Origin of the sequence: Rhodococcus jostii RHA1, assembly GCF_000014565.1 — a bacterium.
GTDB lineage: Bacteria > Actinomycetota > Actinomycetes > Mycobacteriales > Mycobacteriaceae > Rhodococcus_F > Rhodococcus_F jostii_A.
In genome coordinates this window covers 115,210-140,930 of record NC_008270.1, presented here as the reverse complement: position 1 = coordinate 140,930, position 25,721 = coordinate 115,210, and the positions used below count along the sequence as shown (strand labels likewise).

General features: G+C 62.1%; 18 protein-coding genes and 4 pseudogenes. 1 reads left to right on the top strand and 21 read right to left on the bottom strand.

The features are described 5' to 3' along the window. Positions 1–27: 27 nt before the first annotated feature. From RHA1_RS41445 to RHA1_RS53880, 7 genes and pseudogenes are all read right to left on the bottom strand, one after another. A complete protein-coding gene (locus RHA1_RS41445) occupies positions 28–4,851 on the bottom strand; it encodes an AAA family ATPase (RefSeq protein WP_011600008.1) in 4,824 nt (1,607 codons plus the stop codon). A 258-nt stretch (positions 4,852–5,109) separates the two neighbouring features. Further along, positions 5,110–6,381 carry an MFS transporter gene (locus tag RHA1_RS41440; RefSeq protein ID WP_011600007.1) on the bottom strand — a complete coding sequence of 424 codons (1,272 nt, stop codon included), beginning with the start codon at positions 6,379–6,381 and terminating at the stop codon, positions 5,110–5,112. Between the two features lie 275 nt (positions 6,382–6,656). Further along, on the bottom strand, positions 6,657–7,481 hold the full coding sequence (locus tag RHA1_RS41435) for an alpha/beta fold hydrolase (protein WP_011600006.1): 825 nt from the start codon (positions 7,479–7,481) through the stop codon (positions 6,657–6,659). A 147-nt stretch (positions 7,482–7,628) separates the two neighbouring features. Further along, a complete protein-coding gene (locus RHA1_RS41430; RefSeq protein WP_011600005.1) occupies positions 7,629–7,994 on the bottom strand; it encodes a non-heme iron oxygenase ferredoxin subunit in 366 nt (121 codons plus the stop codon). A 29-nt stretch (positions 7,995–8,023) separates the two neighbouring features. Then, positions 8,024–8,572 (bottom strand): 3-phenylpropionate/cinnamic acid dioxygenase subunit beta, encoded by a 549-nt coding sequence (locus RHA1_RS41425; protein WP_011599996.1) that lies wholly within the window; start codon positions 8,570–8,572, stop codon positions 8,024–8,026. A gap of 22 nt (positions 8,573–8,594) precedes the next feature. Then, positions 8,595–9,965 carry an aromatic ring-hydroxylating oxygenase subunit alpha gene (locus RHA1_RS41420; RefSeq protein ID WP_011599995.1) on the bottom strand — a complete coding sequence of 457 codons (1,371 nt, stop codon included), beginning with the start codon at positions 9,963–9,965 and terminating at the stop codon, positions 8,595–8,597. Positions 9,966–10,184: 219 nt separating this feature from the next. Beyond that, a pseudogene (locus RHA1_RS53880) lies at positions 10,185–10,417 on the bottom strand (IS1380 family transposase); the annotation flags it as partial. Between the two features lie 62 nt (positions 10,418–10,479). Here RHA1_RS53880 and RHA1_RS49115 point away from each other — a divergent pair. Next, positions 10,480–10,979: pseudogene (locus tag RHA1_RS49115) on the top strand (transposase); the annotation flags it as partial. 45 nt (positions 10,980–11,024) lie between these two features. Here the strand turns inward: RHA1_RS49115 and RHA1_RS41405 are convergent. The 14 genes and pseudogenes from RHA1_RS41405 to RHA1_RS41340 all read right to left on the bottom strand — a co-directional run bounded on the left by RHA1_RS41405 (position 11,025) and on the right by RHA1_RS41340 (position 25,209). Further along, positions 11,025–11,876, bottom strand: coding sequence for an LLM class F420-dependent oxidoreductase (locus tag RHA1_RS41405; RefSeq protein WP_011600002.1), 852 nt, complete (start codon positions 11,874–11,876; stop codon positions 11,025–11,027). Then, positions 11,873–12,277 carry a nuclear transport factor 2 family protein gene (locus RHA1_RS41400; RefSeq protein ID WP_011600001.1) on the bottom strand — a complete coding sequence of 135 codons (405 nt, stop codon included), beginning with the start codon at positions 12,275–12,277 and terminating at the stop codon, positions 11,873–11,875. Before RHA1_RS41400 ends, RHA1_RS41405 begins: the two co-directional genes overlap by 4 nt. Before the next feature lie 144 nt (positions 12,278–12,421). Then, positions 12,422–13,198, bottom strand: a complete 777-nt coding sequence (gene bphF, locus RHA1_RS41395; protein WP_011600000.1) for a 4-hydroxy-2-oxovalerate aldolase — start codon at positions 13,196–13,198, stop codon at positions 12,422–12,424. 11 nt (positions 13,199–13,209) lie between these two features. Then, the gene (hpaH, locus tag RHA1_RS41390; protein ID WP_011599999.1) at positions 13,210–14,013 is read right to left on the bottom strand and encodes a 2-oxo-hept-4-ene-1,7-dioate hydratase; all 804 of its coding nucleotides are present in this window, start codon (positions 14,011–14,013) and stop codon (positions 13,210–13,212) included. A gap of 50 nt (positions 14,014–14,063) precedes the next feature. After that, on the bottom strand, positions 14,064–14,921 hold the full coding sequence (locus tag RHA1_RS41385; RefSeq protein WP_011599998.1) for an alpha/beta fold hydrolase: 858 nt from the start codon (positions 14,919–14,921) through the stop codon (positions 14,064–14,066). Between the two features lie 120 nt (positions 14,922–15,041). Continuing rightward, a complete protein-coding gene (gene bphC, locus RHA1_RS41380; protein ID WP_011599997.1) occupies positions 15,042–15,959 on the bottom strand; it encodes a biphenyl-2,3-diol 1,2-dioxygenase in 918 nt (305 codons plus the stop codon). A 59-nt stretch (positions 15,960–16,018) separates the two neighbouring features. Beyond that, entirely contained in the window at positions 16,019–16,567 is a 549-nt protein-coding gene (locus tag RHA1_RS41375) for a 3-phenylpropionate/cinnamic acid dioxygenase subunit beta (RefSeq protein WP_011599996.1), read from the bottom strand. A 22-nt stretch (positions 16,568–16,589) separates the two neighbouring features. Continuing rightward, a complete protein-coding gene (locus RHA1_RS41370) occupies positions 16,590–17,960 on the bottom strand; it encodes an aromatic ring-hydroxylating oxygenase subunit alpha (protein ID WP_011599995.1) in 1,371 nt (456 codons plus the stop codon). A 1,063-nt stretch (positions 17,961–19,023) separates the two neighbouring features. Further along, positions 19,024–19,494 carry an SDR family NAD(P)-dependent oxidoreductase gene (locus RHA1_RS48150; RefSeq protein WP_011599993.1) on the bottom strand — a complete coding sequence of 157 codons (471 nt, stop codon included), beginning with the start codon at positions 19,492–19,494 and terminating at the stop codon, positions 19,024–19,026. A gap of 83 nt (positions 19,495–19,577) precedes the next feature. After that, a pseudogene (locus RHA1_RS52675) lies at positions 19,578–20,872 on the bottom strand (CaiB/BaiF CoA transferase family protein). 17 nt (positions 20,873–20,889) lie between these two features. Beyond that, positions 20,890–21,450 (bottom strand): annotated as a pseudogene (locus RHA1_RS41355) (acyl-CoA dehydrogenase family protein); the annotation flags it as partial. A gap of 161 nt (positions 21,451–21,611) precedes the next feature. Continuing rightward, entirely contained in the window at positions 21,612–22,985 is a 1,374-nt protein-coding gene (locus tag RHA1_RS41350) for an NAD-dependent succinate-semialdehyde dehydrogenase (RefSeq protein ID WP_011599989.1), read from the bottom strand. Positions 22,986–23,092: 107 nt separating this feature from the next. After that, entirely contained in the window at positions 23,093–23,905 is an 813-nt protein-coding gene (hcaB, locus tag RHA1_RS41345) for a 3-(cis-5,6-dihydroxycyclohexa-1,3-dien-1-yl)propanoate dehydrogenase (RefSeq protein WP_011599988.1), read from the bottom strand. Between the two features lie 32 nt (positions 23,906–23,937). Then, a complete protein-coding gene (locus tag RHA1_RS41340; RefSeq protein ID WP_016880391.1) occupies positions 23,938–25,209 on the bottom strand; it encodes an NAD(P)/FAD-dependent oxidoreductase in 1,272 nt (423 codons plus the stop codon). Positions 25,210–25,721 lie beyond the last annotated feature (512 nt).

The following is a 25,721-nucleotide window of genomic DNA, read 5'->3' as shown; positions in this document are numbered from 1 at the left end:
GCAAGTGCCGTTGCAGTACTAACCCAATCATCGTCTGATCGGCACCTCCACCATCACGATCGTTCCCTGCCCAGGTTGGGAGTCGACGGTCAACCGACCGCGGACAAGTCGCGCCCGCTCCCGCATCCCAATCAGTCCCAGCGACCCGCTCTGCCCGCTGACGTCGACATCGAAACCGATCCCGTCATCCTCCACGACCGCCCGAACTGTGTGACCGGAGCACACGAGCACGACGCTCGCCGCCGCAGCGCGACTGTGTCGGTCGATATTGGTCAGCGCTTCCTGAACAATGCGAAAGACTGCGGTCTCCACGGACGGGGGAATCGGTCCCGCGTGCCCCGTTGCGGTCAACTCGATCCGGAGCGGGAACATTTGGCGGCAGTCCTCTACAAGCTGCTCGACGCACCCAGGCAGGCCCAGATCATCCAGACCTGACGGTCGCAATGACCATGCGCCGACGCGAGCAGCCTGAATACCCTGACGGACGATCTTCCGCACGTCCATGGTCACTCGACGGGTGGCTTCGTCTCCGACCTTCTCGAGCGCGCTCAGCCCTTCCGTAATGCCCGCGAACAGATGACCGAACTCGTCGTGCAGGTCTCTGGCTATTCTGCCTCGCTCCGCCTCCTGCACGTCGACGATCCACTCCATGGACCTGCGACGTAGTTTTTCCCGCTCGATGACCGCACCCGCCAGAGCGGCCAGTACCTCCACGGTCGGCTCGTGGTAGTGACCCTCGCCGAGGGGAAACGCGGCGACGACCGAGCTAGCGTTGTGCCCGTCTGCCACAACCGGTTTAGCGATACGTTCGGTCATCTTCATCCCACGGGCGGCCTCACCAGTCACGATCGGCTCACCCAGAGACGCTCCCGGCGACCCGTTCGGAACCCCACCTGGGCCGACGCTCTCCGGCAGACGTGAGATCTCCACCCTCCGGGCACTGGTCGTAGCCATGGTCGCTTCTCGAAGTTTTGCGAGAACCTCTTCGACGTCATCGGACGCGACGATTCTGCCGACGGCGTCGAGAAGCGACCGGTGGCGAGAGGAATCCCCGCCGGTGGGCATCACTCCTGAGGGCACCGCCTCGGCGATCCCGCGATCCACCCGGATAGCCAGCCGTCGACACAATTCCCGGGCGGGAGGCAGCTGTCCGAGCGATCCCCGCCGAAGTTTGATCCACGCAAGTTCTTCCACCGAGGAGCATGCGGCAAGATCGCCACCAGCCGCAGCGTTGACCGCACTGCGAGTCGCGGCGCGAAGGATCAGCCGCCCGCGCCACGAGTGCCCTTCCGCGAACGACATCATCGCCCATTCACGCAGCACTGTCGGACGCTCACCTCGGAAGATGATGGCCGACCGCAGCGCACGGGCGAGCTGTCGACGGGCGGCCTTCGCCCGATTTCGGCGCTCGCCCGCCCACCAGGCAGGAGCCGCGTCGTGCATCAGGCGAAGCACCTGCAGATGCCAGGTCGTGATTGGGGCGACGAAATGGTTTCTGATGCCTGAGTGACGGAGCAGCTCGTCTGCCTGCCGAAACGCGTCCACCGCTTGTTCGTACTCATCCGAATGGAAGAGTCGCCATCCCCGTGCGGCTTGCAACATGGCGGTCGTGTGGTGATCGTCCGAATTGGTCCGCCGCAGTTCACGAGAGAGCGTTTCCACGCTCACGTCGGCCGGTAGGCAGCGGACCCAGATCGCGAGAGCAGTGCCCGCACCGATCCGATCGCCGATGCGCTTGCCTTCTCGGTAGGTCTCGCGAGCAAGCACGCCGGCCTCATGGAGCATCCCAAGTCGAAAGAGGCACAGGGCCTTCTGCCACATCGCAGCTATTTGCTCCCATCGATCACCGACAGTGTCGAAGGCTGTGATCGAGGCGTCGAGAGATTCAATCGCTTCGTCGTATCTGGCGGCAGCGAGCAACACGAATCCTCGAAAGTGCTGCGCATGAGCGACGCCCCAGTCGTCTTTTGCTGCCTGGCATAATCGCAGTGATCGGACGGCAAGGCGGAGCGAGACCGGCGCGAGAATCGGCGCGGTGCCGGAGATGATCGCAGCTGCCATAGAGTATGCATGCGAGCGTTCACGCGTGCTCCCACCGGCATTCGCGAAACGCACGCCGCGGAGGATGGCCCATCTCACCCAGATCGGTGACCTGACGAACCACCACTCGTACGCCAGCCGGTCGTAGATGCGGGCGGCCAGGCGGTCACGCTCTGTTCCGGCGTTTGCTCGGGTCGGCCGGATTCGTCGTGATACCCATCCAAGAGCAAGGATGGCCACCTCCCCAAGGGAAGAAGCAGCGGCTGCCAAGGGACGACCCGGCACCCGGAGGCCGAGGTGCTGCATGCCCTGCTGCATCCAAGCGGCCGCATCCTCGAACCGGCCGGTCTTGAAGGCCAGTTCCCCGAGCAGGGTCGCCACTCGGGCCGACTCGAGTCCAGGAAGCGCCTGGGCGATTTCATGCGCGCGGGTCAGTTTCTCCGCCGCCAAATCGTAACTGGCAAGGAGCATGTGGACGGTACCGAGGCCTTCATAGACACGGAACTTCTCCCGATCGCCGATCGATTGGAGAAGCTGAAGCCCAGCCTCAGCGATCTCGAAGTTGCTCTCCGCAACGTCGAGTGCGTGCTGTCTGAGCCCGGCTTCGCCAGCCCTCAGTGCGTACGGCATCGCCGCGGCAACCTGGCCAGACCGGTTGAGGTGGTACGCGATCTCATAGTCACTCTGCCCCTCAGCGGACCCCTCGAGCGCTTGCGCGGCACGTCTATGCGTGTCGCGTCGCTGTTCCTCGGTCAGGGACCTCAGGACCGCTTCACGAAGCCGGTCGTGTGTGAACTCGAAGTTCTCCGCGCCGACACCCGCGACACGACGTATGATCCCGCGTTCCATCCCCTCCCGGAGTAGATAGCGAACGTCTTCCGCGCTCGCGCCTAGAGCGCCGCAGAGCAGCGGGGAAGGGAATTGGCGTCCGAGAATGGCGCCCTGACGCATCGCCTGCTGGGTGTTGGCCGACAACAGATCCAGCCGAGCAGAGACGAAGACATCCGTCCGGGTCCCCTCTCGCATGCCGGAAGCGTCCAGTGAGCGAGGCTGCGACAGCACAGGAAGCGAGCGCATCTCGTCCTCATTTACTACCCATCGGCCCGCTTCTCGGGTGAGGGCAGATGAGTCGATAAGCGCCCGGAATACGGACAACGTTTCCATTGGATTGCCCCCGGAGTATCTGATCACATAGGGGACGATCTCATCGGGGATATGGTTATCAATCGATCGGACCAACTCCTCCGTGTCCGAAGAAGACAATGGTTCCAGTTCCAGAAAGTCGATGCCATCGACGTCCCAGCTCTTGACTTGCGCGACGGCTTCTGGCCGGCATGAACAGATCAACGAAACGTAGACCGGCGAGCCCGCCCCCCGCGATGTCTCTGACGCGACTTTGGCGAGCACTTGCCAACTGAGATCATCAGCCCACTGGCAGTCGTCCAGCATGAGCAACCCGGGACGCGCCTTCGTGAACACACCCTGTAAGAGACGAGCAATCGCTGCGGTCGGAGCGGCTGCGGCCGACCCGTCGTCTAACGCAAGTCCGGCGACGTCAGTCGTGGGCAGATCGGCGAAGACGCCGGCCAGCCCCGGAATCAGTTCGATGGCTGGCCCGAGTAGCTCTCCCATCTCCCGGCGCATTCGATCAGCCTCACCCGGATGTGCCCTCAGATACGTCACGATGTCCCGGAATGGTTCCGCAAACAGCCCGAGCGGGCGTTGGGCCGCGTACTCGAACGCGCCGCCACGCAGAACTGTCACACCCATCGCATTGGCGTGTATGGCAACGGCGTCGAGCAGACGGCTCTTGCCGAGACCGGATTCGCCACTCATGCACAGCACGGCCCTGGTGGGACGGGTGGCCCGCTCGACGTAGAAGTTGAGGGTGTCGAGTTCCGCGCGTCTGCCCACGAGTGGAGGCTCCAGGTAGGCGAGCGATCCGCCGATAGCTGTTGAAGCTGTCGGCACCAGGCCGGCCTCCCCGATGCTGGTCGCCAGCACAGCTTCGACTGCAGCCAGAGCGTCCTCGGCGCTCTCGTACCGATGCTCTCGCAGCGGACTGAGCAGCTTCAAGATGACCGGGCGCAGCGCCGGCGGCACACCCACGACATCTACCAGATGAGCTAACCCCTCCGGGGTCATGTCTCGACCGTCCGCACCCGACCGCAAGGCACTAGCGGTACGGTTCCTCTCCGCGGCGGCTTCAAGGAGTACCCAACCGGCGGCGAAGATATCCGCCGCGAAACCGACGGTCCGGTGCAGGCGTCCGGCGTGCTCAGGGGGCAAGTATCGGCCGTCAGCGGAATTAACCGGGTATGTGGTTGCGGCCAGCTGAGTGCGCGTGATGCTTGCGTCAAGGAGAATGAGGTGGCCGCTCTCCGTCAGCATGATGTTTGCCGGCTTTAGCCCGCCGTGCGCGATCCCCATGCTATGCAGTTGGGCCAATGCGAAGAGCAGATCACACATCACCCGGAGGTAGGTGTCGATCGATGGGCGCGGCTCATGAGCAGCCCACTCAAGGATGTCCCTGCCGGCCACGACCGGACGAACGAGGACGGCTTCATCGGCGCTTTTGCGCACGATTTTGGTCGTCACGTGGTGCAGCAACTGTGAACTCGCCATGGTCTCCAGCTCGTGCGTGAGCCAGTCCCAACTCCATGGCCGCGTCACGGACAGATCGAGCTTCCGGACAACGACATGCTCATGTGTCTCGGCATTGACTCCGAGATTCGTGCTCGCCCCCCAGCCAACACGCAGCTCCCGGATTAAGTCGATTCTCTTGTGCTTGTCCACACGATCTGGCGTCATTGCCATGCTCCTAGTCGCATCCGCATTTCCGCGGCGCTTCGGTCATCGCCAGCCTCCCTCTGGCGATGACTCCAGATTTACAAACGGTTGGGGTACAGCGCATCCACCGAACGCGCGCAATGCCTTGCTCACCCGACGTTAGCTGCGCCGGGCGCTCAAACGGGGTCATGTCACCAAGGCTTATCCCAGCCTGACCGAATGGACCGGCTGGACCCGGATTCGAGCCCACCCGTTCCAAACTTGGGATTCTCAGCCCAGTCAGCGCATGTCACGATAAGTTTCGGTACCCGCCAGGCTGGGTGGATTGGCGTCGAGGCCCGAGCTCACGGTCGGGAAGGCCTTCGCGCCGTCCGCGTGTGTCCAGGTGAGCAAGGCGAGCGCGAAGAGTGTGACGGCGCCCGCGACGACGACGTAGCCGTCGCCGACTCCGTACGCCGCTACGAGTGGGCCGAGCATGATCGGGGAGAGGAACTGGCCGAGAAAGTTGGTGGTCCCGATGAGCGAGGTGGCCCTGCCGCGGAGAGATTCGGGGGCGCTGTCGCCGACCAGGACGGCCACGGCGGGGAACGCCAAGCCCATGCCGGCACCGAACAGCGCCGCGCCGACCCCCACGATCAGTACCTCGTCAAAGCCCCCCATCACGAGGAACCCCGCCGCCCAGAGGGTGACAGAAAGACTTAACAGTGCGGGGTCGGACAGTCTCGCCCGAAACTGTGGGTAGCTGAACCCAACCAGGCTTGCGGCGGCTGACGCCGTCGCGGTGAACAGGGCGAAGAGGATCGGCGCGGTAACACCGAGTCCGTGCAGCCGTAGCGGCAGGAAGATGACCAAACCGTAGAGCAGCACGCCCATCGCGAACTGAACGCCATAGAACAGCAGCATCGACGGTTTGGAGCGCAGCAATGCCAGCAGAGTCCCTTCGTTGCGATGCCGCATCCGCCGGGTATCCGGCATGAGGGCCAGCACGCCTACGCCGAGCGGGAGGCCCAGCAAGTAAATGGCAAACGGTGCGTGCCAGGACAGCGCACCCAGAGCCCCTCCGATCAGGGGCCACAGCACTCCGCCCAGCGCGGTCGTGCTGGATCGCCAGCCCATCACCCTGTCCCGGCGGTGGCCTGGATAGAGGCTAAGCATGGCGGTGGTGGTGCCAGTGAACAAGCAGGCGGCGCCGACACCGAAGATCATCCTGCTGGCGATCAGCACAGGGTAGGACTCCACAAACATGCCCGCGGCTCCGCCGACGGCATAGATCGCCAGGCCAGCCACCAACGGTGTACGTACGCCCCATCGGTCGATTGCCCACCCTACAGCTGGGCTGGTCAGCGCGATCACCAATCCGTGCGTGGTGATCACAAGACCGAGCGCGGTGTCGCCGAGGTCGAGGTCGTTGCGGATCAAGGGGAGGACTGGGCCGATGATCGCTCCGGCCATGACGCCCATCGTCGATCCGAACAGCAACAGCGCGAGCACCGCTGGCTTGACTTCGGTGGTCTTTGGTGGCGCTGCGATCGCGGTGTCGGGCTTTTGCACGTAGGCTCCCGTCGCTCGCATAAGTTTTGGTGTAGCCATGACGCAGGCGACATTGATCGCCAGTCAGGCGATCGTGTCAAGACCTTGTTTTGGATCGCGTGCCCTGAGCACGAACCCATGCAGTTGGCAATCACTGCACACCGGCGCCCAGGCACCCGGCACAGCAAGGAGCACTATTTTGCGGTGCCGGGCAGCTAACCTCTCCGGACGAGCCCACGCACTCCCGGATGCCGGGAAGGAACGGGAACACGCAACTGAAGGCATGCGATATTGGGCTAGTTGGCGAGGAAGTCGTTGAGTAGCTGGTTGAACTTCTCGGCCCATTCGATCTGTGTCCAGTGTCCAGAGCGGCCGAAGACGTGTAGCTGGGCCTTGGGGATGACTTCCATGAGCCGTATGGAGCTCGACAGGGGTACGACGCGGTCCTCCCGGCCGTGAATGACAAGCGTTTCATGAGGCAGGCGTGCCAGGTCCTCCTCAGGAGTGACCAGTGCATCCACGCCGATCTGCCGCGGTTCGGGAAACATGGCGGAGAATGCTTCCTGAATGCCCGGTTCGATGCTCGCGCGGTACCGCACTTCGGCCAGCTCGTCTGTCACGAGCTCGCGCGAGTATGCGAAGATGTCGAGCAGTCGACGCATGTTTTCAATCGATGGCTGGTAACCCCATGCCGCATCGAGGCCATCGGTGAGCGGGAAGGAAACACCCGCACTGCCCATGAGCGCCAGCCGCTCGACACGCTCCGGGTGCTGCGTGGCGACCCGCAGCGCGATTGCCCCGCCGAAGCTGTTGCCAACCAGGGACGCCCGCTCGATGCCGTGCGCGTCAAGGAAACCCACCACCTGGTCTGTCCAGGTCTTGAGGTCGTACACCACGCCAGGGGGCCGTTCGGTCCCACCGAACCCGACCATATCGGGGGCAAGTACCCGAAACCGTTCCGCGAGTGCCGGGATCGTGAGCCGCCAGTTCGCATAGGCAGTGACTCCCGGACCCGACCCGTGGATCAGCACGACAGGAGGACCGCTACCAGCCTCGAGGTAGTTCGTACTGATACCGTTCGCGACGATTGAATTATCCCCTGGGGGCATTTCCGTGCTCATTATTTTCCCTCCGACGTAATTCCCGAGCTCGCTCCGGCGAACCCACTATTCAGTTCCAACGTGCTACGACGAAGCACCCGCGGATGCCTCACGAGCTGGCACCCGTCCTAAATCGTCCGGATTTCCGTTCCCGGACTGCTGACCTCGTCATTGAGACTCGGCGCCGGGCGCCACAATCGTAATCCACCCCTCAATAAGGACGACATCAAACGTTTTCAGCGCTGTCCGGCAGGGGAACCCGGTCGCCGCGCCACTGCGAATGTCGAAGGTCCCGCCGTGCACTTCACATTCGATTACCTCGCCCTCTTGAAACCCGTCGGTAAGCAACGAGTAGCTGTGCGTACAAACATTGTGAGTGACGAAATAATCGTCGCCGACCCGGTATGCCGCTAGCGGTGGTAATCCCGGTGGGTTCAGCGCGACAGGTTTTCCCTCTGTCACTTCATCCACACAGCACAAACGAATCAAGTCCGCCGTTGTAGATTCTTTATTTGAGGGGGACGTCCAGACCATAGCCTTCAACCTCGTTGTCGTGACTGTGCTCAGAGGAAGATGTTGAGGTTCTTGCTGAGCAGCGTGTTCCATTTGGGTGTGATGATCCGCTTCACGAGGAGATAGTCGCCGTCCTTGTGACGCCAGGTGTCTTCCCGACTGCCCACCAGCGGCCTGTCTTCATCCCTCTCGTTGCGGCTACGGAACGCGAAAAAGTTGGAATAGACCCTGTATTCGTTGGGACGATCGGTGAGTTCAACCTCGATGTTGGTGATGAGGTGCTGGTAACGCGTGGGTGGATCTTCCGACCATGCGGTGCCGGTCTTCAGCCGTTCCACGCGAGTGAAGATCATGTCGAGGTCATCGTTGTAGTAGGCCATACGCGACAAATCGTTGACCGTATCCGTGGTGTCGTTACGATATCGCGTCTGGACTCCCGGCATGTAATAGAACAGATCCTCGGCCAGCATCGCCATCCACTCGTCGTGGCGTTCTTGATCAAGCAATCGGGCCTCGCGATAGAGCGTCTGCTCAAGTTCACTGATGAGTGCCAACGACGGACGTGTCGCCACGTCGTTGATCGCCGCGGTCGATGTCATAACTCGCCCTTCCTTCCCTGTGTCAGATAGCGGAAACGCCAGTGAGTTCGCGCGTCTCACGCGACGCCATGCGAGGCTCCGGGCGTTGCGGCAAATCCTTCAGACTCTTCGTCTCCATCAGATCCACCCAACGCTGGTAAAAAAGGCGCTGGTTTGAGTCGTTGTACTGGCCCCGGTACACGGTGCCGGGCAGGATCGGATGGTTGTCGATCCGACGGTTGATCCCCGAACCGTAGTGCAGCAGCTGCCGCCTCGTCGCGACTCCACGGTTGACCGTGGTGCAGTTCGACCAGTTCTCGCCGTCGTCCATTTCGAAGAGACCACCCGGACCGAAGGTCAACATGACCCTCTTGGTGATCTCCTGCTTCAGTTCGTCCGGCATCGCCTTATTGACGAGGACCCAGGTGCGCAGTTCGAACGCCTCCGGCCCCTTGGGAAGCCAAACCCTAAATGTTGAGATGCCAGGCAGAAAAGAAATGTTGGGAAAGAGCGAGCACGAAGCGACCGACCCGAAGATCTTCGAGCGCATCTCGCCGAGACGTTCGGCCATCTTCGGTCGAATCTTGTTGTAGTAGTCCATCACTTCCGGCGACCCGAGCAAGCCGATATCGCCCACACCCTCCGTCCCAAATTCCCAGCCGTGACCGTTGATGCTGGCGTGGTAGGAGGTTTCCATATCGATTTCGGGGAAGGGAGCCCCACCGGTGGTGGCTCGGGTACCGGAATCATGGGTCCAGCCGGCGTGATAGGCGTCGCCGATGAAGTTCTCCACGCCGAACTTCCAATTGGCACTGAATTCCGACTTGATGCAGCCACCGACAAACTCGGTTCCGCCCTCCTCGTTGTCCAAAATCATATCGAGATACCAGCGGAAGTCACCCAACCAGTTCTCCAGGCTCGGCGCGTCCGGGTCAAACGTCGCGAACACCAAGCCCTTGTAGCTGGCCACCTGCGCAACCGGCATCATCTTCGTCTGCGACTTGTCGATGTCACCCTCGTCATAGGCCTGCTCTGCCCACATTCCCGAGAGCTCACCCGCATTGTCGAACGACCACCCGTGATAGTTGCACACGAATCGACGGGTATTACCCGCATCCGCGAAACAAACCTTGTTACCGCGATGCGGACAAGAATTCGCGAACACCCGAATGGAATTATCCCTGTGACGCGAAACGATAACCGCGTCTTCACCCATATACGTCGTCAGGAAGTCTCCGGCGTTCGGCAACTGGCTCTCATGCGCAACAAAGTTCCACGACCGAGCAAAGATCCGGTGAAGCTCTTCCTGATAAATATCCGGATCGCTGAAGATATTCCGATCAATCCACCCATCCCGCAGATTGACAAACTGACCAAAATCTTCCCCAGGACTGAAACGCTCAGACCTCAACATGCTCCACTCCATCCTTCGCTCGCTCTAGCCAGCACGGCAAATGGTCTTATCTCGCCCGCGGATGCGTTCCTCTGTGCTCCTACTAAACAACTGGCCCACGCTCTCCGGCATCCGGGGAAACTACGGAAAATAGTGGTGTACCTCACTCTTTCTTGAGTCCCGCGTGCGGGCCTGACCGGTTTCGGATTGGTAGTTTCCGGTCGTGGATTCGGCGGTGGTGATCCGGCTCGCTATTGAGAAGATCCTCAAGCGAAGCCGTCTCGGCTCCCACCACCGCGCCGGGCGCTCGGGCAGTGCCAAGCATCTGAGTCCACGCGACGAGCTCGCAGACGAAAGCGGAACAATGCCAATCAGATCCGGCTCCGACCGAACCCGTGCAGCGGGGGCTTTTGCAGGCCAGTCGTTTTCGCGCCCGGATTGGTCATCACATGCGTTCGCCGACGACAACGAGCTAATCCGAAAATTGAGGTGCCCTTGCCGCTGGTGTCGGCACGGTCACCTCATTTTCGGATTAGGCAGCGGGGAGCCTGGGCAATGCTGTTGTGCCCCGGGAAACGCCGGATCCAATACGGCCGCCGACCACAATTGCGGTCCTACAGGACGCTCTGGCACAGCTGCCATTCGAGGCGGACTGTCTCGCCGGGAGGAAGGTGCTGGTCAGGGCGGACGGTGCCGGTGGTACGCATACGTTGATCGAATATCTGACGAAGCGGCGCATGTCGTACTCGGTCGGGTTCGAGCTCGACCATGATCGCGAAGGCCGCGATGATCCCGGACGATGTGTGGACCCCGGCCTATGACACCGACGGACGTGTCCGAGACGGTGCCTGGGTGGCGGAGCTGATCGGAATGCTCGGTCTCTCGTCCTGGCCTGCAGGGATGGCCTTGATCGTCCGCGAGGCACGACCTCACCCCGGTGCCCAACGACGCTTCACCGGTCACGAAGGACTACGGTTGAGTGGCATTCTGACGAATTCCCGTCGCGGTCAGCTTCCGGATCTCGAAACTGCCCACTGATGTCGGGCTCGCCAAAGCCGTCATCTTGCGTTGGTCGGCACATCAAACGTCATCAGGAAACTTGCCTGCCAGGATGGCAAGGCGGTCAAGGATAGGCAGGACCTCAGCCGCCGGCGCTGAGGGCAGCCAAAAGAGGCAGCGGGATACGCCTGATTCTGCGTAGATCTCGAGGGCGTCCGGGTCGGGAGGTGCACCGAAAACCGTGACCGGTACCGGTCCGCGCCCCCGCCTGGTGGCCAAATCTTGCAGCTCGCCGATCCTCCGCCCGAGCACGTGCGGTTCCTCTTTGGGCATCGTGAGCCATGCGTCCCCGAATTCGACCACCCTCTCCAGTACCCTCGGTCCGTTGCCCGCAATGAGAACGGGCGGGTGAGGCGTTTGGATCGGCTTGGGCCATTGCCACAGGGCATCGAAGTCCACAAACTCCCCGTGGAACTCGGCCACATCCTGTATCCAGATTTGTTTCATTGCGAGAACGCGTTCACGCAACAGCTTCCAACGAAGCGTCGGGTCGGTGCCGTGGTTTCTCATCTCCTCGTGGTTCCAACCGGCGCCGACGCCGAAGAGCACTCGCCCGCCCGAGAGGCGATCGAGGCTTGCGACCTCCTTGGCGAGGGTGATCGGATCGCGTTCCACAACAAGGCAGACGCCGGTGCCCAACAGTAAGGATCGAGTGGTTGCGGCGACCGCGCCCAACGCCACAAAGGGGTCGAGTGTGCGCCGGTACTCTTCCGGTAGCTCGCCGCCCGCCGGCCACGGAGTGCGCCGAGAAGCGGGGATGTGGGTATGTTCGGGGAGGAACAACGACTCAAATTCTCGTTCTTCCGTGGCTCGCCCCAATTCCATCACGCCGATCGAGAAATCAGTGGGAACCATCGCCACTCCGAATTTCACGTGTTCTCTCCAGACTCCTGCGAGAAGAAGTCATCGACAAGGTCCTGCTCGAACGGGTGCTGCCAGACCTCAACGATCTTGCCGTCCCGGATCTGATACACGTTCACGTGCTGCCATTCGATGCTCTTTCCGTCGCGGTGCGCGCGCAGGCGGTAAATGCCAACGGCGTGATCATCGGAGGCCAACACGTCCTGCACGTCGATCTCCGTGCCACTGCCGGTAAGTTCGACTATTCGCCGTTGCAGGGCGCCGATGCCCTGATGGTCTCCTGCCAACGGGCTGAGTCCGGGGAAGTGGGTAACATTGTCGGCGGCGATGAACTCGCCGAGAGCGTCCCAGTCACCCCGGGTGATGGCGTCGATAGCGCCTCGGACCACCATTTCGTTGGACTTTGTCGACATCACCGTGTCCTTTCCCTAGTGCCGCTCGCTGCTGTAACCGTCTGTGTGTTGGGCACAACCCCGAATATCCGTAATAAGTACCGGCGCGGGTGCCCGGCTTCACATCGAATAAACTGGGCGCGAAGTCTTGATGTTCTTGCAGGGTCACGAATACGCCACCTGGGCGAAGCGCGCGGCAAGTGCGCTTGTCTGCTTCGCCAGCAGGTGGGTGTCGATGCCGACCGCGACGAAAACAGCGCCATGCGCGAGATATTTCTGAGCCAGATCCTCGACGGGCGTGAGGACTCCAGGAGCTTTACCAGCCGCACGAACCCGCTGCAGGGCGTCCAGTATCGCGTCCTGCACCTCCGGATGCGCAGGATTGCCCGGGAACCCCAGTGAGGCGGCGAGATCGGCAGTGCCGATGAAGACCCCGTCGATACCATCGACCTCGGCGATCGCCTCAAGATTGCTGAGTGCTAGCGCGGTTTCCGCCTGGACGACCACGCAAACCTGTTCGTCGGCCTCATGGAGATATCGGGGATAGCGACCCCAACGGCTCGCCCGTGCGCCACCCACGCCGCGAATGCCCCCCGGGGGATAACGGCAAGCGCGCACGACCGCTGCTGCCTCATCCGCAGTGTCGACCATCGGCACCAGGAGGCTTTGCGCGCCCAGATCAAGGTATTGCTTGATCACCGTGGTATCCGCGGACGGGACCCGCACCGCCGCGTGGCAGTCACGATAGGCGCCGATCACCTGCAACTGCGCAAGTACAGAGCGCAAGTCTTGAGGCGCGTGTTCACCGTCTATCAGCAGCCAATCGAAACCCGCCCCCGCGCAGACCTCGGCGCTATAGGCGTCACCTAAGGCGAGCCAGAACCCGATTTGCGTGCGGCCCTCAGCAAGCGCCTTCTTGAAGGAGTTGATCGGACTTTGCATGATCGATCGCCCTAACCGAAACGAAATGAGAACGAGCCGAGCGGTCCATAGTCGGCGTGAAACACATCGCCCGGTCCGGCCTCGACTGGCCTAGTGAACGACCCACCGAGCACGATCTCTCCGGCCTCGATGCCTTCGCCCCATCGCGCAAGCCTTTTCACCAGCCAGACTATGCCATTGGCAGGATGGTTGAGGACGCCAGCCGCGATGCCAGTCTCCTCAACCATTGCATTCTTGCTGAGCACCGCACCGACCCATCGCAGGTCGAATGCATCCGGCCGCACCGGCCGCCCGCTCACCACGACCCCGGCGCTCGCCGCATTGTCCGCGATCGTGTCTTCGACTTTCCGGCGCGATTTCGTAATCTCACTGACGCGCTGGATCCGCGCGTCAATGATCTCTGCAGCAGGCACGACGAAATCGGTCGCCTCCAGTACGTCGAATATCGTGACACCAGGCCCTTTCAGCGAGCGACCGAGCACGAAGGCAAGTTCAACCTCCACCTTGGGCGCGATGAACCTCCTGAACGGCACATCGTCCCCTTCGGCGAAGAACATGTCGTCCAGCAAGGTCCCATAGTCGGGTTCGCGGATCCCGGCCGCCTGTTGCATGGCACGCGATGTCAGGCCAATCTTGTGACCGAGCACGGTGCGGCCGTCCTTGCGCTTCAAAGCTTCCCAAGCCCTGCTGACCTGGTAGCCGTCATCGATTGTCATGCCGGGGAAGCGCTGGGAGAACTGCTCAATCTGAACCCGCTCGGCTTCCGCCCGGTATAGCTCCGCAGCGAGCTCATTGATCGTCTGTTCGTCAAGCATCCCAACCTCCTGGCAACGCTTTCTCGATCCCTACCTCACCCATGCGGTTACTATGCCGCGCGGAAATGTTCCATCAACATTGGGCCCATCGCGTCCCAGCGTTCGAGCTGCGCCCAATGCCCGCAACGGTCAAGTACGACCAACTCCGCGTGCTTCAGATGCTTGGTGAGGTACAGGCTCGTGTCGAGGGGGACGATACGATCCTGACGCCCGTGAAAAACCAGGACATCATGTGGCAGTCGACCGAGGGTGGCGGGTGGTATCACCAGGCTTTCCATGCCGGCTTTCATCGATTCGAACATGACCTCTTGGATACGTCGGACCTCCGGATCATTCGCGACCTCGAAACGACTCTTGACGATCTCCTCCATGCCGGGAAAGTTCTCGGGATCGTAGACGAAGCTGTGGATGAGCTCGCGGTAGGGGGTCAGGCGCGGATCTGCATAGAACGCCAGAAGACGGGCCAGTTCCGGCGGCCGGGCGTTCATGGGAGCGCCGACTGAGCCCATCAGTGCCACCTTGTCAAAGCGTTCGGGCGCCTCGACCACGAGCTGCAAAGTGACTGCGCCACCCATCGAGTTACCGACTATGTGCGACTTCTCGATCCCAAAATGGTTCATCAAGCCCAGGATCTGCTCGACGCGCATCCCTACCCAAGACATGATGTGGCCGGGATACGTTTCGGGATACTCGGACTGGCCGAAACCGATCAGATCCGGCGCCACGACAAAGAAATTCTCAGCAAGGTCGGGAATGATAGGCCGCCAGTTGGACGCCGCGTGGGCGCCTGGCCCGGCGCCGTGCAACAGCACAACTGCCGGCGACTGAGGATCCCCCGCAACGAGCGCATGCGAGGCCAAGGTGCCAGACGGGAAACGCTTCTCGATGATTTCGACAGTCTTCGCCATTATCTTCTCCTACAAGATTCGATACGACATTTCTTACCGTTACGCCCGAAGCGTGGCGGGCGATCCAATCGAAGGGGCCCCACCTCTTGCGGTCACCCTCCCCACCGCCCACCTGCTTCTTTATGCGGGGATGTCGAGGCCTTTGAGGGGGATGTCCAGGCCATAGCCTTCAACCTCGTTGTCGTGACCGAAGATGTCGCGTAGGTAGTGTTCCTGCTGGGCTGGTGCGGGGCGGGAGCCCCAGCCTGGTTCCCACAGCCAGCCGGATGGGTTGGCGCAGTAGAACGTGAGTGCTTCGTCGTTGGAGTGTTTGCCGATTTGCAGGGTCACGTCGATCTTTTGCTGCCGTACTAGATCGTGTGCGTAGCCGAGGTCATCGAGGTGGGTGTATTCGATCATCAGGTGGTTGATGCGCTTGTCCATCGGACCGACCCCGAAGGCAAGGGAGTGGTGCCGATCGTTGCAGTGCATGAAGACCGGGGTCCCAACCGCGCCGTTGGGTAGCGCGAATTTGTACTCGACCGCACCCTCCAGTCCGAGCAGTCGGTAGAAGCGAGTCGCCTCTTCCACGTCGTCCTCGCGAATGATTATGTGGCCGAGTCCCTGGCCTTCGGTGACGAACTTGCCGAACATCGGCCGTCCGGGGTGAAACGGGGAGGAGGTGTCCACTTGGGGACCATAGAAGATCTCCGTCGGGTTGCCGCCTGGATCATGCAATTTGACCAGGCCAAGCACGCGTCGCTCGGCCGCGTCGGCGTCGGAGGCGACCTCGAAGGGGATACCGGCGTTCTTCAGTTGCTCGGCGAGTTCGTCGAGTTCCACTGGGCCCGCCACGCGCCAGCCGATGTAGGCGAGATCGTCGCTGCCGTCCGCGTGCAGCACGATTCGGTGGTGCCACCTGTCCATCCGGAGATAGATGCGGTCGTCCTCGCCGTCGTCGACGACCTGCATGCCCATGATTCCGGCGGCATAGTCTCGCCAGGCGTCGAGATTGGATACGGATAGTCCAAGATAGCCGAGTTCGGTCACTTTTGCCATTGGTTACTCCTTTCCCGCATCCGGGCATACCGGCTTGGCCAGCCGGTATGCCCGAATGCTCAGAGGAAGATGTTGAGGTTCTTGCTGAGCAGCGTGTTCCATTTGGGTGTGATGATCCGCTTCACGAGGAGATAGTCGCCGTCCTTGTGACGCCAGGTGTCTTCCCGACTGCCCACCAGCGGCCTGTCTTCATCCCTCTCGTTGCGGCTACGGAACGCGAAAAAGTTGGAATAGACCCTGTATTCGTTGGGACGATCGGTGAGTTCAACCTCGATGTTGGTGATGAGGTGCTGGTAACGCGTGGGTGGATCTTCCGACCATGCGGTGCCGGTCTTCAGCCGTTCCACGCGAGTGAAGATCATGTCGAGGTCATCGTTGTAGTAGGCCATACGCGACAAATCGTTGACCGTATCCGTGGTGTCGTTACGATATCGCGTCTGGACTCCCGGCATGTAATAGAACAGATCCTCGGCCAGCATCGCCATCCACTCGTCGTGGCGTTCTTGATCAAGCAATCGGGCCTCGCGATAGAGCGTCTGCTCAAGTTCACTGATGAGTGCCAACGACGGACGTGTCGCCACGTCGTTGATCGCCGCGGTCGATGTCATAACTCGCCCTTCCTTCCCTGTGTCAGATAGCGGAAACGCCAGTGAGTTCGCGCGTCTCACGCGACGCCATGCGAGGCTCCGGGCGTTGCGGCAAATCCTTCAGACTCTTCGTCTCCATCAGATCCACCCAACGCTGGTAAAAAAGGCGCTGGTTTGAGTCGTTGTACTGGCCCCGGTACACGGTGCCGGGCAGGATCGGATGGTTGTCGATCCGACGGTTGATCCCCGAACCGTAGTGCAGCAGCTGCCGCCTCGTCGCGACTCCACGGTTGACCGTGGTGCAGTTCGACCAGTTCTCGCCGTCGTCCATTTCGAAGAGACCACCCGGACCGAACGTCAACATGACCCTCTTGGTGATCTCCTGCTTCAGTTCGTCCGGCATCGCCTTATTGACGAGGACCCAGGTGCGCAGTTCGAACGCCTCCGGCCCCTTGGGAAGCCAAACCCTAAATGTTGAGATGCCAGGCAGAAAAGAAATGTTGGGAAAGAGCGAGCACGAAGCGACCGACCCGAAGATCTTCGAGCGCATCTCGCCGAGACGTTCGGCCATCTTCGGTCGAATCTTGTTGTAGTAGTCCATCACTTCCGGCGACCCGAGCAAGCCGATATCGCCCACACCCTCCGTCCCAAATTCCCAGCCGTGACCGTTGATGCTGGCGTGGTAGGAGGTTTCCATATCGATTTCGGGGAAGGGAGCCCCACCGGTGGTGGCTCGGGTACCGGAATCATGGGTCCAGCCGGCGTGATAGGCGTCGCCGATGAAGTTCTCCACGCCGAACTTCCAATTGGCACTGAATTCCGACTTGATGCAGCCACCGACAAACTCGGTTCCGCCCTCCTCGTTGTCCAAAATCATATCGAGATACCAGCGGAAGTCACCCAACCAGTTCTCCAGGCTCGGCGCGTCCGGGTCAAACGTCGCGAACACCAAGCCCTTGTAGCTGGCCACCTGCGCAACCGGCATCATCTTCGTCTGCGACTTGTCGATGTCACCCTCGTCATAGGCCTGCTCTGCCCACATTCCCGAGAGCTCACCCGCATTGTCGAACGACCACCCGTGATAGTTGCACACGAATCGACGGGTATTACCCGCATCCGCGAAACAAACCTTGTTACCGCGATGCGGACAAGAATTCGCGAACACCCGAATGGAATTATCCCTGTGACGCGAAACGATAACCGCGTCTTCACCCATATACGTCGTCAGGAAGTCTCCGGCGTTCGGCAACTGGCTCTCATGCGCAACAAAGTTCCACGACCGAGCAAAGATCCGGTGAAGCTCTTCCTGATAAATATCCGGATCGCTGAAGATATTCCGATCAATCCACCCATCCCGCAGATTGACAAACTGACCAAAATCTTCCCCAGGACTGAAACGCTCAGACCTCAACATGCTCCACTCCATCCTTCGTTTGTGAGGATCTCGTAATTGCGACTATTTGTGAACGTGAATAAGCACCTAACCCCGCAGTTGGACTGCTTATCTTGCAAAGGTTGGGCTCGCTCGCAACGGTCGCCGGTGGAGTCGCGAGCTTGCTGCCCAGTAGCTCAGAGATACGGTGCATGAAGAGAGTCATCACCCTCGTTTCTTCCACGTGCGAATGTCATGGCCAATGCGCTATCGAACGAATCGCACGAGTGATGGCGGACCGGTGGTTGCTCCGTTGGAACCAATACACGGGGCACTCGTTTCGCTCTAGCCAGCGGCCGCACGGCGAATTCTGTTGTCTCGCCCACCTTATGCGCGCTGCTGTTCCCCTAGTAAACAGTTGGTCCACACTTGCTACATCCGGAGAAACTACTGAAAACAGCGGCTCAGAGACCCGCGTAAATTCTGGCGACTGCCGTGACACGCACGAGCGGCCAGACCTACACCTCAGCGGCGCAACAGGTTCGGACACCACTGCGCATCGCTCGGGACCGTCACTCGCGTTGCTCCGAGAGTGGATCGATACCCAACCCGAGTTATGCGCCCCGCCGACCGAGCAGGGCGAGGACACCTACCGAGACCACGGCAGCGCTCACAATGGTCATCGCGGTGGCTGGGCAGACGCCGACGCCTGGCCTGGGACGGGTCCCTTCCCTCGCCGGGCGCATCCCCCGGCAGGGCCTCCGGATCTGTTGGCCGGTGTTGGTCCGCGTACTGCACGTCGGCAGCCGCAATCCGCTCCCGCATCCAGTGACCAGGAATATCGCTCGGTGCGCGCGGACTGCGAGGCCGAGAAGCGGCGACGGCGTCCGCAGTCGTTCAAAATCGACGACGACCACGTGCTGCACCGGGTGTGGGCGGATCTGCTCCGATCTCGCCTCCCCCTCGCAGCCCGACCGTGGAGACGATGGACCAGGTCGCTCGATACGTAGGGCCGCAAGCAATGGAAGCTGCTCAGGGAGCGCACCGGTAGGCGAATCATCGGCAAGGTCGGCAAACGCGCTCATCGAGAGCGTCCACGGCGTGCCTAGCAGGCACGGAAGTGGCCGGCATTGACCATGGCCACGGGCCTAGCGGTGTTCTTTGCGGACCCGCACTCACCCTCGGAGCAGCCCACGAACGAGAAACACCGTGAGTGAACGTCACTTCCTTCGCCGCGGCCTTCGTCGGCCCGACTATGCCGGGCCTTGGCGGCCGAGTCGTTCATCTGACCGACGAAACCGACCTTCCCCGACCACGAGGAGATGTTGACGATCGCTCCGGATCCGTACTCGCGCATCCGGTTTGCCGCAGACCGCGTACCGTTGCACGCGCCCTTCAGATGCACGGCGACGATGTCGTCGAAATCCGGCTCGGTCATGGTGCGCATCGTCGCATCGCGCGTCATACCCGCATTGTTAACGAACACACCGAGCCGACCGAACGCGCCCTCGGCGACGTCGATCATCGCCTCGACCGCTGCACCGTCGCGCACGTCGCAGCGCACGAACCGCGCCACCGAGTTCGGCCACCGCCTTCGCGCCCGCCTGGTCGTTAAATTTAATGTCGCCGACGACGACCTTCGTACCCTCGACGATTCGTCTACTGGACGATGCCCGCGGTGTGAAGGCCGGTGATCTGCTCGTCGGTGAGACCGAGTTCGGCGAGCACCGCGTCAGTCTGCTGGCCAAGCGCCGCGACCGGATCCGTCCGCATCGCCACGTCCCGGAATGTCATCGGGGGAAGTACGGCGCGGATCGGACCGGCCTCGGTGTCCACCTCGCGCCACCGGCCGCGGGCGGCGAGCTGCGGATGGGCGATCAGGTCGGTCATGTCGCCCAGTTGCGCGACCGGAATGCCGGCCTTGGCGAGCCGGTGATCGAGTTCGACGGTGTCGAACCGCGTTTCCCCGCCGACGACGACGTCGACCTCCGCCCGGTGCTGCACCCGCAGGATGTTCGTCGCGCATTTCGGGTGCCCGGCCAGATCCGGACGGTCGAACACCTCGATGACCAGGGTGTGCCAGCCGCGGACGTTCTGCACGCCGATGAGGATCTGTCCGTCGACGGTCGGGTAGGCGTCGTATGGACAGATCGCGACATGGGACAGTCCCATGCGTTTGATCTGGATTTCCTGGTACATCTGCAGATACATCGAGTGACCCAACCATTCGACGGTGGCATCGAACATCGCGACATCGATGGTGGCCCCGGCCCCGGTGCGCTCGCGCCGGAACAGCGCGGCCTGGATCGCGGTCAGCGCGTAGAGCCCGGCCGCGATGTCCGCGGCCGGAACACCGGTCTTGGTCAGCCGTGGCCGAGGACGGCGTAGCCGGGGTCCGTCGAGAACGCCGGGACGCCGCCGTCGCCTCGCTCGTCGCGTGTCCGGGGTGCCGGTGATCGAGCCAGGCCGGTCTGGCCTGGACGAGCATGTCGTAAGCCTTGCGTCCCTTCAGCGGCCCGCCGGTGCCGTATCCGGTCATGTTGACCACAATCAACTCCGGGTGATCGCGGCGGAGCTCCTCCGCGCCGAGCCCGAGCCGCTCGGTCGCTCGGTCGCTCCGGGCGCGACGTTCTGGACGAACACATCCACGCCGGCGATGAGCGACCGGATCGCCGCGAAACCCTCGGGAGCCTTGAGGTCGACACAGATCGACTCCTTGCCCCGGTTGAGCCACACGAAGTGCGAGGCCAGCCCGTGCACGGCGGCATCGTAGTTACGGGCAAAATCCCACTCCCCGATCCGCTCGACTTGATCACCCGGGCCCCGAGATCCGCGAGGTGCCGGCTGGCCAGCGGGGCCGCCACCGCCTGTTCGAGGCTGACGACGGTGACCCCAGTCAGGGGCAGCACTGCCGAGTCGGTGGCGCTGTGGTTCTTCTCTGTGGTGCCAGTCATGTCAGCGTGGTCCTTGATTACTTACTTCTGGCACAGGCGTGCGCCCTGGATGCCTCCTTGGCCTGCTTGACCAGGCCCCCGCCGATGATCAGGCGCTGAATCTCGCTGGTGCCCTCGTACAGCCGCAGCAGCCGCACGTCCAGGTAGATGCGCTCGACCGGCAGCCCCCGCATGTAGCCGGTACCGCCGCGGATCTGCACCGCGAGATCGGCTGCCTTACCGACCATCTCGGTGCAGAACAGCTTCGTGACCGATGTCGCGATGCGTCGGTCTGTCCCGTCGACCCAGGCGCGCGCCGCGTCCCGGGTGAGAGCGCGATCGGCGTCGACCCCGGTCGCGATGTCGGGGATCATCGCCTGCACGAGGTGGAAGTCCCCGATCGCGGTGCCGCCCTGCATCGCGGTGGCCGCATGCGCGACGGATTCGTCGAGTGCGCGCTGGGCCTGCCCAACCGACAGGGCCGCGATATGCACGCGACCGCGCGCGAACGAGGTCATCGCGGCCCGGTAGCCGACGGCCTCGCTGCCGCCGACGAGCGCCGAGTTCGGGACTCGCACATCGGTGAAGTGCACGTCCGCGAAATATCGGCGAAGTCCTCGTCCTCGACCTGCGTGCTTGAATCAATGCTGACGGTGATGCTCACTTCGGTCTCCTGTGAATGGTCCGAACTGGTCGGTCCCTGTTCGTCCTGTGTCCTCGGGTCCCGACCCACCGCGGGTGGCGCGACGTCGTCGAACCCTCAGCGCACAGTTCTGACCAACTTCTTGTTGGCGAACTCGTTGAATCCGTAGCGACCGAGCTCGCGCCCCACACCGGATCGCTTGACCCCCCCGAACGGCAGATCGGGAGCACTCTTGCTGGTGCCGTTGATCCAGGCCATGCCCACCTCGAGGCCCTCGGCTACCCGGCGGGCCTGGTTCCGGTCGGAGGTGAAGATCGCGGCGGCCAGCCCGAACGGGGACTCGTTCGCCAGTGCAATGGCCTCTGCTTCCGTCGCTACTTTGTAGACGACGGCGACGGGGCCGAAGAGTTCTTCGCTGTATACGCGCATCTGTGGGGTCACTCCGGCCAGGACCGTCGCCTCGTAGAACGCGCCCGGCCCCTCGCCCCTGCATCCACCGGTCAGCAACTTTGCTCCCTTGGCCAGCGCGTCGTCGACCTGCTCCGCGATCTCGTCCACGCAGCTGCGGGAGGACAGCGGGCCGAAAGTGGTGGCCGGATCGGTCGGGTCGCCGGGCACGATGTTCCGCATCGCCTCGGTGAACTTGTCGAGGAACCGGTCGTAGACGTCATCGAGCACGATGAGGCGTTTCGACGCCGTGCACGCTTGTCCCGCGTTGGCCATCCGGTTGTTCACCGCCGCGGCGACGGTGGTGTCCAGGTCGGTGTCGTCGAGCACAATAAACGGATCGGAACCGCCCAGCTCGAGGACGAACTTCTTCATGTGACGCCCGGCGATCTCACCGACCGCCGATCCCGCACGCTCGGACCCGGTCAAGGACACGCCCCGCACCCGGGGGTCCGCGACCATCCGGGCGACCTGCGCGTTGTCGGCGAACACGTTGACGTAGACCCCCTCGGGAAGCCCCGCCTCGACGAACAGCGTTTCGATCGCCAACGCCGACTGAGGACAATTCCGGGAGTGCTTGAGAAGGAGCGTGTTGCCGAGCATGATGTTCGGCGCAGCGAAGCGGACCACCTGGTAGTAGGGGAAGTTCCAGGGCATGATCCCCACGAGAGGACCGATCGGTTCCGTCCTCACGATCGCCTCGCCTCCCCCGGCGATCTCCAACACCTCGTCCTCCATGAACGTCGGACCGTGTTCGGCGTAGTACTCGAAGATGTTGGCACACAACGCCACCTCCCCCCTGGCCTGAGGGATGGGCTTACCCATTTCCAGAGTCAGGATCGGAGCGAGTTCGTCGGCACGTTCGTGCCACAGCTTCGCCAGAGCTCGCAACACATCGGCGCGCTCCTCCAGAGAGGACGTCCGCCACTGCCGGTAGGCGGCATCCGAACTCGTCAGCGCATCCGAAATCTCGTGATCAGTCGCCCGCGGAAACTCCTGGACACGCTGCCCGGTCAGGGGGCTGGTCGTGGCGTAGTAACTCATATGACCCTCGATTCATTGCGTCGTGATGTGCCGGTACCTACGCAATAGGGTGTGAATCCGGGAAGACTGCGAACATCGCTCGCGCGTACCTGACTAGTTGTCAGGCACTAAAGGTCATTTCCGCCTGCGGTTTCGGCGAGGCCGCGTACGCCCATTCCGCCGTCACAGTTGATGATCGCACCAGTCGCGGTTCGTGAATTATCCTTCGAGGCGAGCAGGACGTAGTGCCCAGTGTAATCCGCGGGCTCACAGAGTTCCTGCAGTACCGTGCACTGCTTGATCAGATCTGCGAGCGGGAGGGACGAGACGTTCGTTTCGCCGAGTCCGATCGATCCTGGCCCGCGCAGATCCGTGGCCATGGCACCAGGGGCCACTCCGTTTACTCGGATTTTGGGGGCGAATTCGAAGGCCAGTTCCTTGACCAGACCCACGACCGCGTGCTTCGAGGCCGTGTACAGCGGCCCGCCGCCACCTGGGTAGAAACCGGCGTTGGACACCGTGAAGACGATCGAACCACCTGTGAGTGCAAGCTCCTTGACTGCCGCTTTCGCCCCGTTCAGATAGCCCTTGACGTTGATGTGGAACATCTCGTCGAAGAGCGGGTCCAGTCTGTCCTCCGGGATGTCGACCAGCTTTGTCGAAAAGTCCCAGATCGCCGCGTTACCCACGAAGGTGTCGAGGCGGCCGAACTGTCGCACCGTTTCTCGCACGACCGAAGCGTTGTCCTCGTACTTGCTCACGTCGCCCTCGACAGTGACGACATTCTCGCCGAAATCAGCCGCAAGCTTCTTGACCTTCTCCGCCGACCTCTCCAGGACTCCTACTTTTGCGCCCTCCTCGATGAATCGCTCAACCAGCGCCCTACCCAGGCCCGATCCGCCACCGGTGATAACCGCAACGTTGCCTTCTAGCCAACCCATCTCGTACCTCTCATCTCACTCGTTTGTGACCGTCATGCGGTCTTCTCATGCCTTGCCGCGTCGGTATCGCTGAGGGCGGCACGTAAGTCGACCGACTCATCCCGAATTGTGTCGTTTGTGAATATGGGCCCCTGCTCGAGCGCTCGACGCACAGCTCTCAACTCACGTCGCCGGTTCACCACTACCGCACCCTGCACGCGTCCATGCGCCGAGAAGATCCACAGCGCACCGTCGGTACTACCTGGGACTCCTCGACGGATGACCTGCATATCTGGTCCGGGTCGGCCGGCGATTTCCCACTGATTTCCGTATTGCTTGGTCCAGGCCCACGGAATGTCGTCATAGGGTTCAATGTCGCGGTCACCGTGACCAAGCATCCCTTCAACAGCCTTCGCGGCCTGGAGCTGCGCGTTCTGCCAGTGTTCGACTCGGATACTGCGGCCGAACGTCGGGCTCGGAAAACGCGCCAGGTCCCCGGCCGCATAGATTCCGGGAACCGATGTACGGCTCAACCCATCAACGAGAATGCCGTTATCTACGGTGATCCCGACGTCGGTTGCCAAGTCAACCACCGGTTCAGATCCGATCCCGACCACAACTGCGCCTGCGGGCAGGACAGTTCCGTCGCTGAGCTCCACCGACTCCACACGATCCCGTCCACGAATAGCCTGAAGCGGCGACCGTGCCCGGACGTCAACACCGTTGGAGCGGTGCTGGTCGAGTATCCATCCGGATGCTTCCGCACCGAGTACCGGCATTGGTAGATCCCCGGCCATGAGCAGCGTGACGTCGGCGCCCTGCTCAGCGAGGGTCGATGCGACCTCCGAACCGATGAACCCCTCGCCAACAACCACCACCGGTACGCCGCGCTCGATGACTGTCTGCAGGGCCCAAGCGTCCTCCAGATCGTGGAGGTAGTGGACCCCGGGTAAGGTCCCGCCGGGCACGCCCACCGGTCGCGGACGCACTCCCATGCACAGCAGAACGCGGTCCGCGCCGACACGCTCGCCGCCTTCCAGCTCAACTGCACCATCGGCAGGACACAGCCGGATTGCCCGCCGCCCAAGGAGCAACTCGATGTCCTGCTCCTCGTATGTCTCCCGAGAATGCACCAGCAGCCGATCCTCTGGCATTTCCCCGCCCAAGAACTCCTTGGAGAGCGGGGGGCGCTCGTACGGCAGATGTTCCTCGGCGCCGATCAGGCAGACGCGACCGGAGAATCCCTGGTCACGAAGAGCGGTTACCGCGGTTGCCCCTGCCATGCCTCCGCCGACGACAGCTACTGAATCGAATGATCCCGTCACCACACACTCCTGGTTCTGGCGTCGGCCCGTCCGACGCAACTCCTACAAGCACGATCTCGGCGCTGTCCTGCACTTCAACGGCGCAGGGACGCTCGGGCTTCGCAACGGGGCAGCGGGACGGCGTTCCTGTTCGGAGGTCGAAATAGGAAATGTGCCGTGGATAATCCACTGCCTTCCAGTCCAATCCCTAATTTTGCAACGTCTATCAAATCACGGATATCGGCTCCCACTTTGGCCCTCCTTCGAGCCGTGCGTTGAGGATCTCCTATCCGTCTTCCGCCCTTGCCGTGGCGCTGGTTTGACCAGTGTGGGCTTGGTCCCAATCCCGGACATCCGTAAAAAATACGGGAAGACCCACGCATCAAAGTCAGTCCACCGAGTACTCCAACTCGCCCACAGTGGACCCGCGCGGAACTACAGCGGCAACGTGCGGGCAAGGTAGTTCGCACCGCGAGGAGCAACCCGTGTGGTGTGCATGCATGCACCACATCGGTGCACCCGAATGTCGCGAG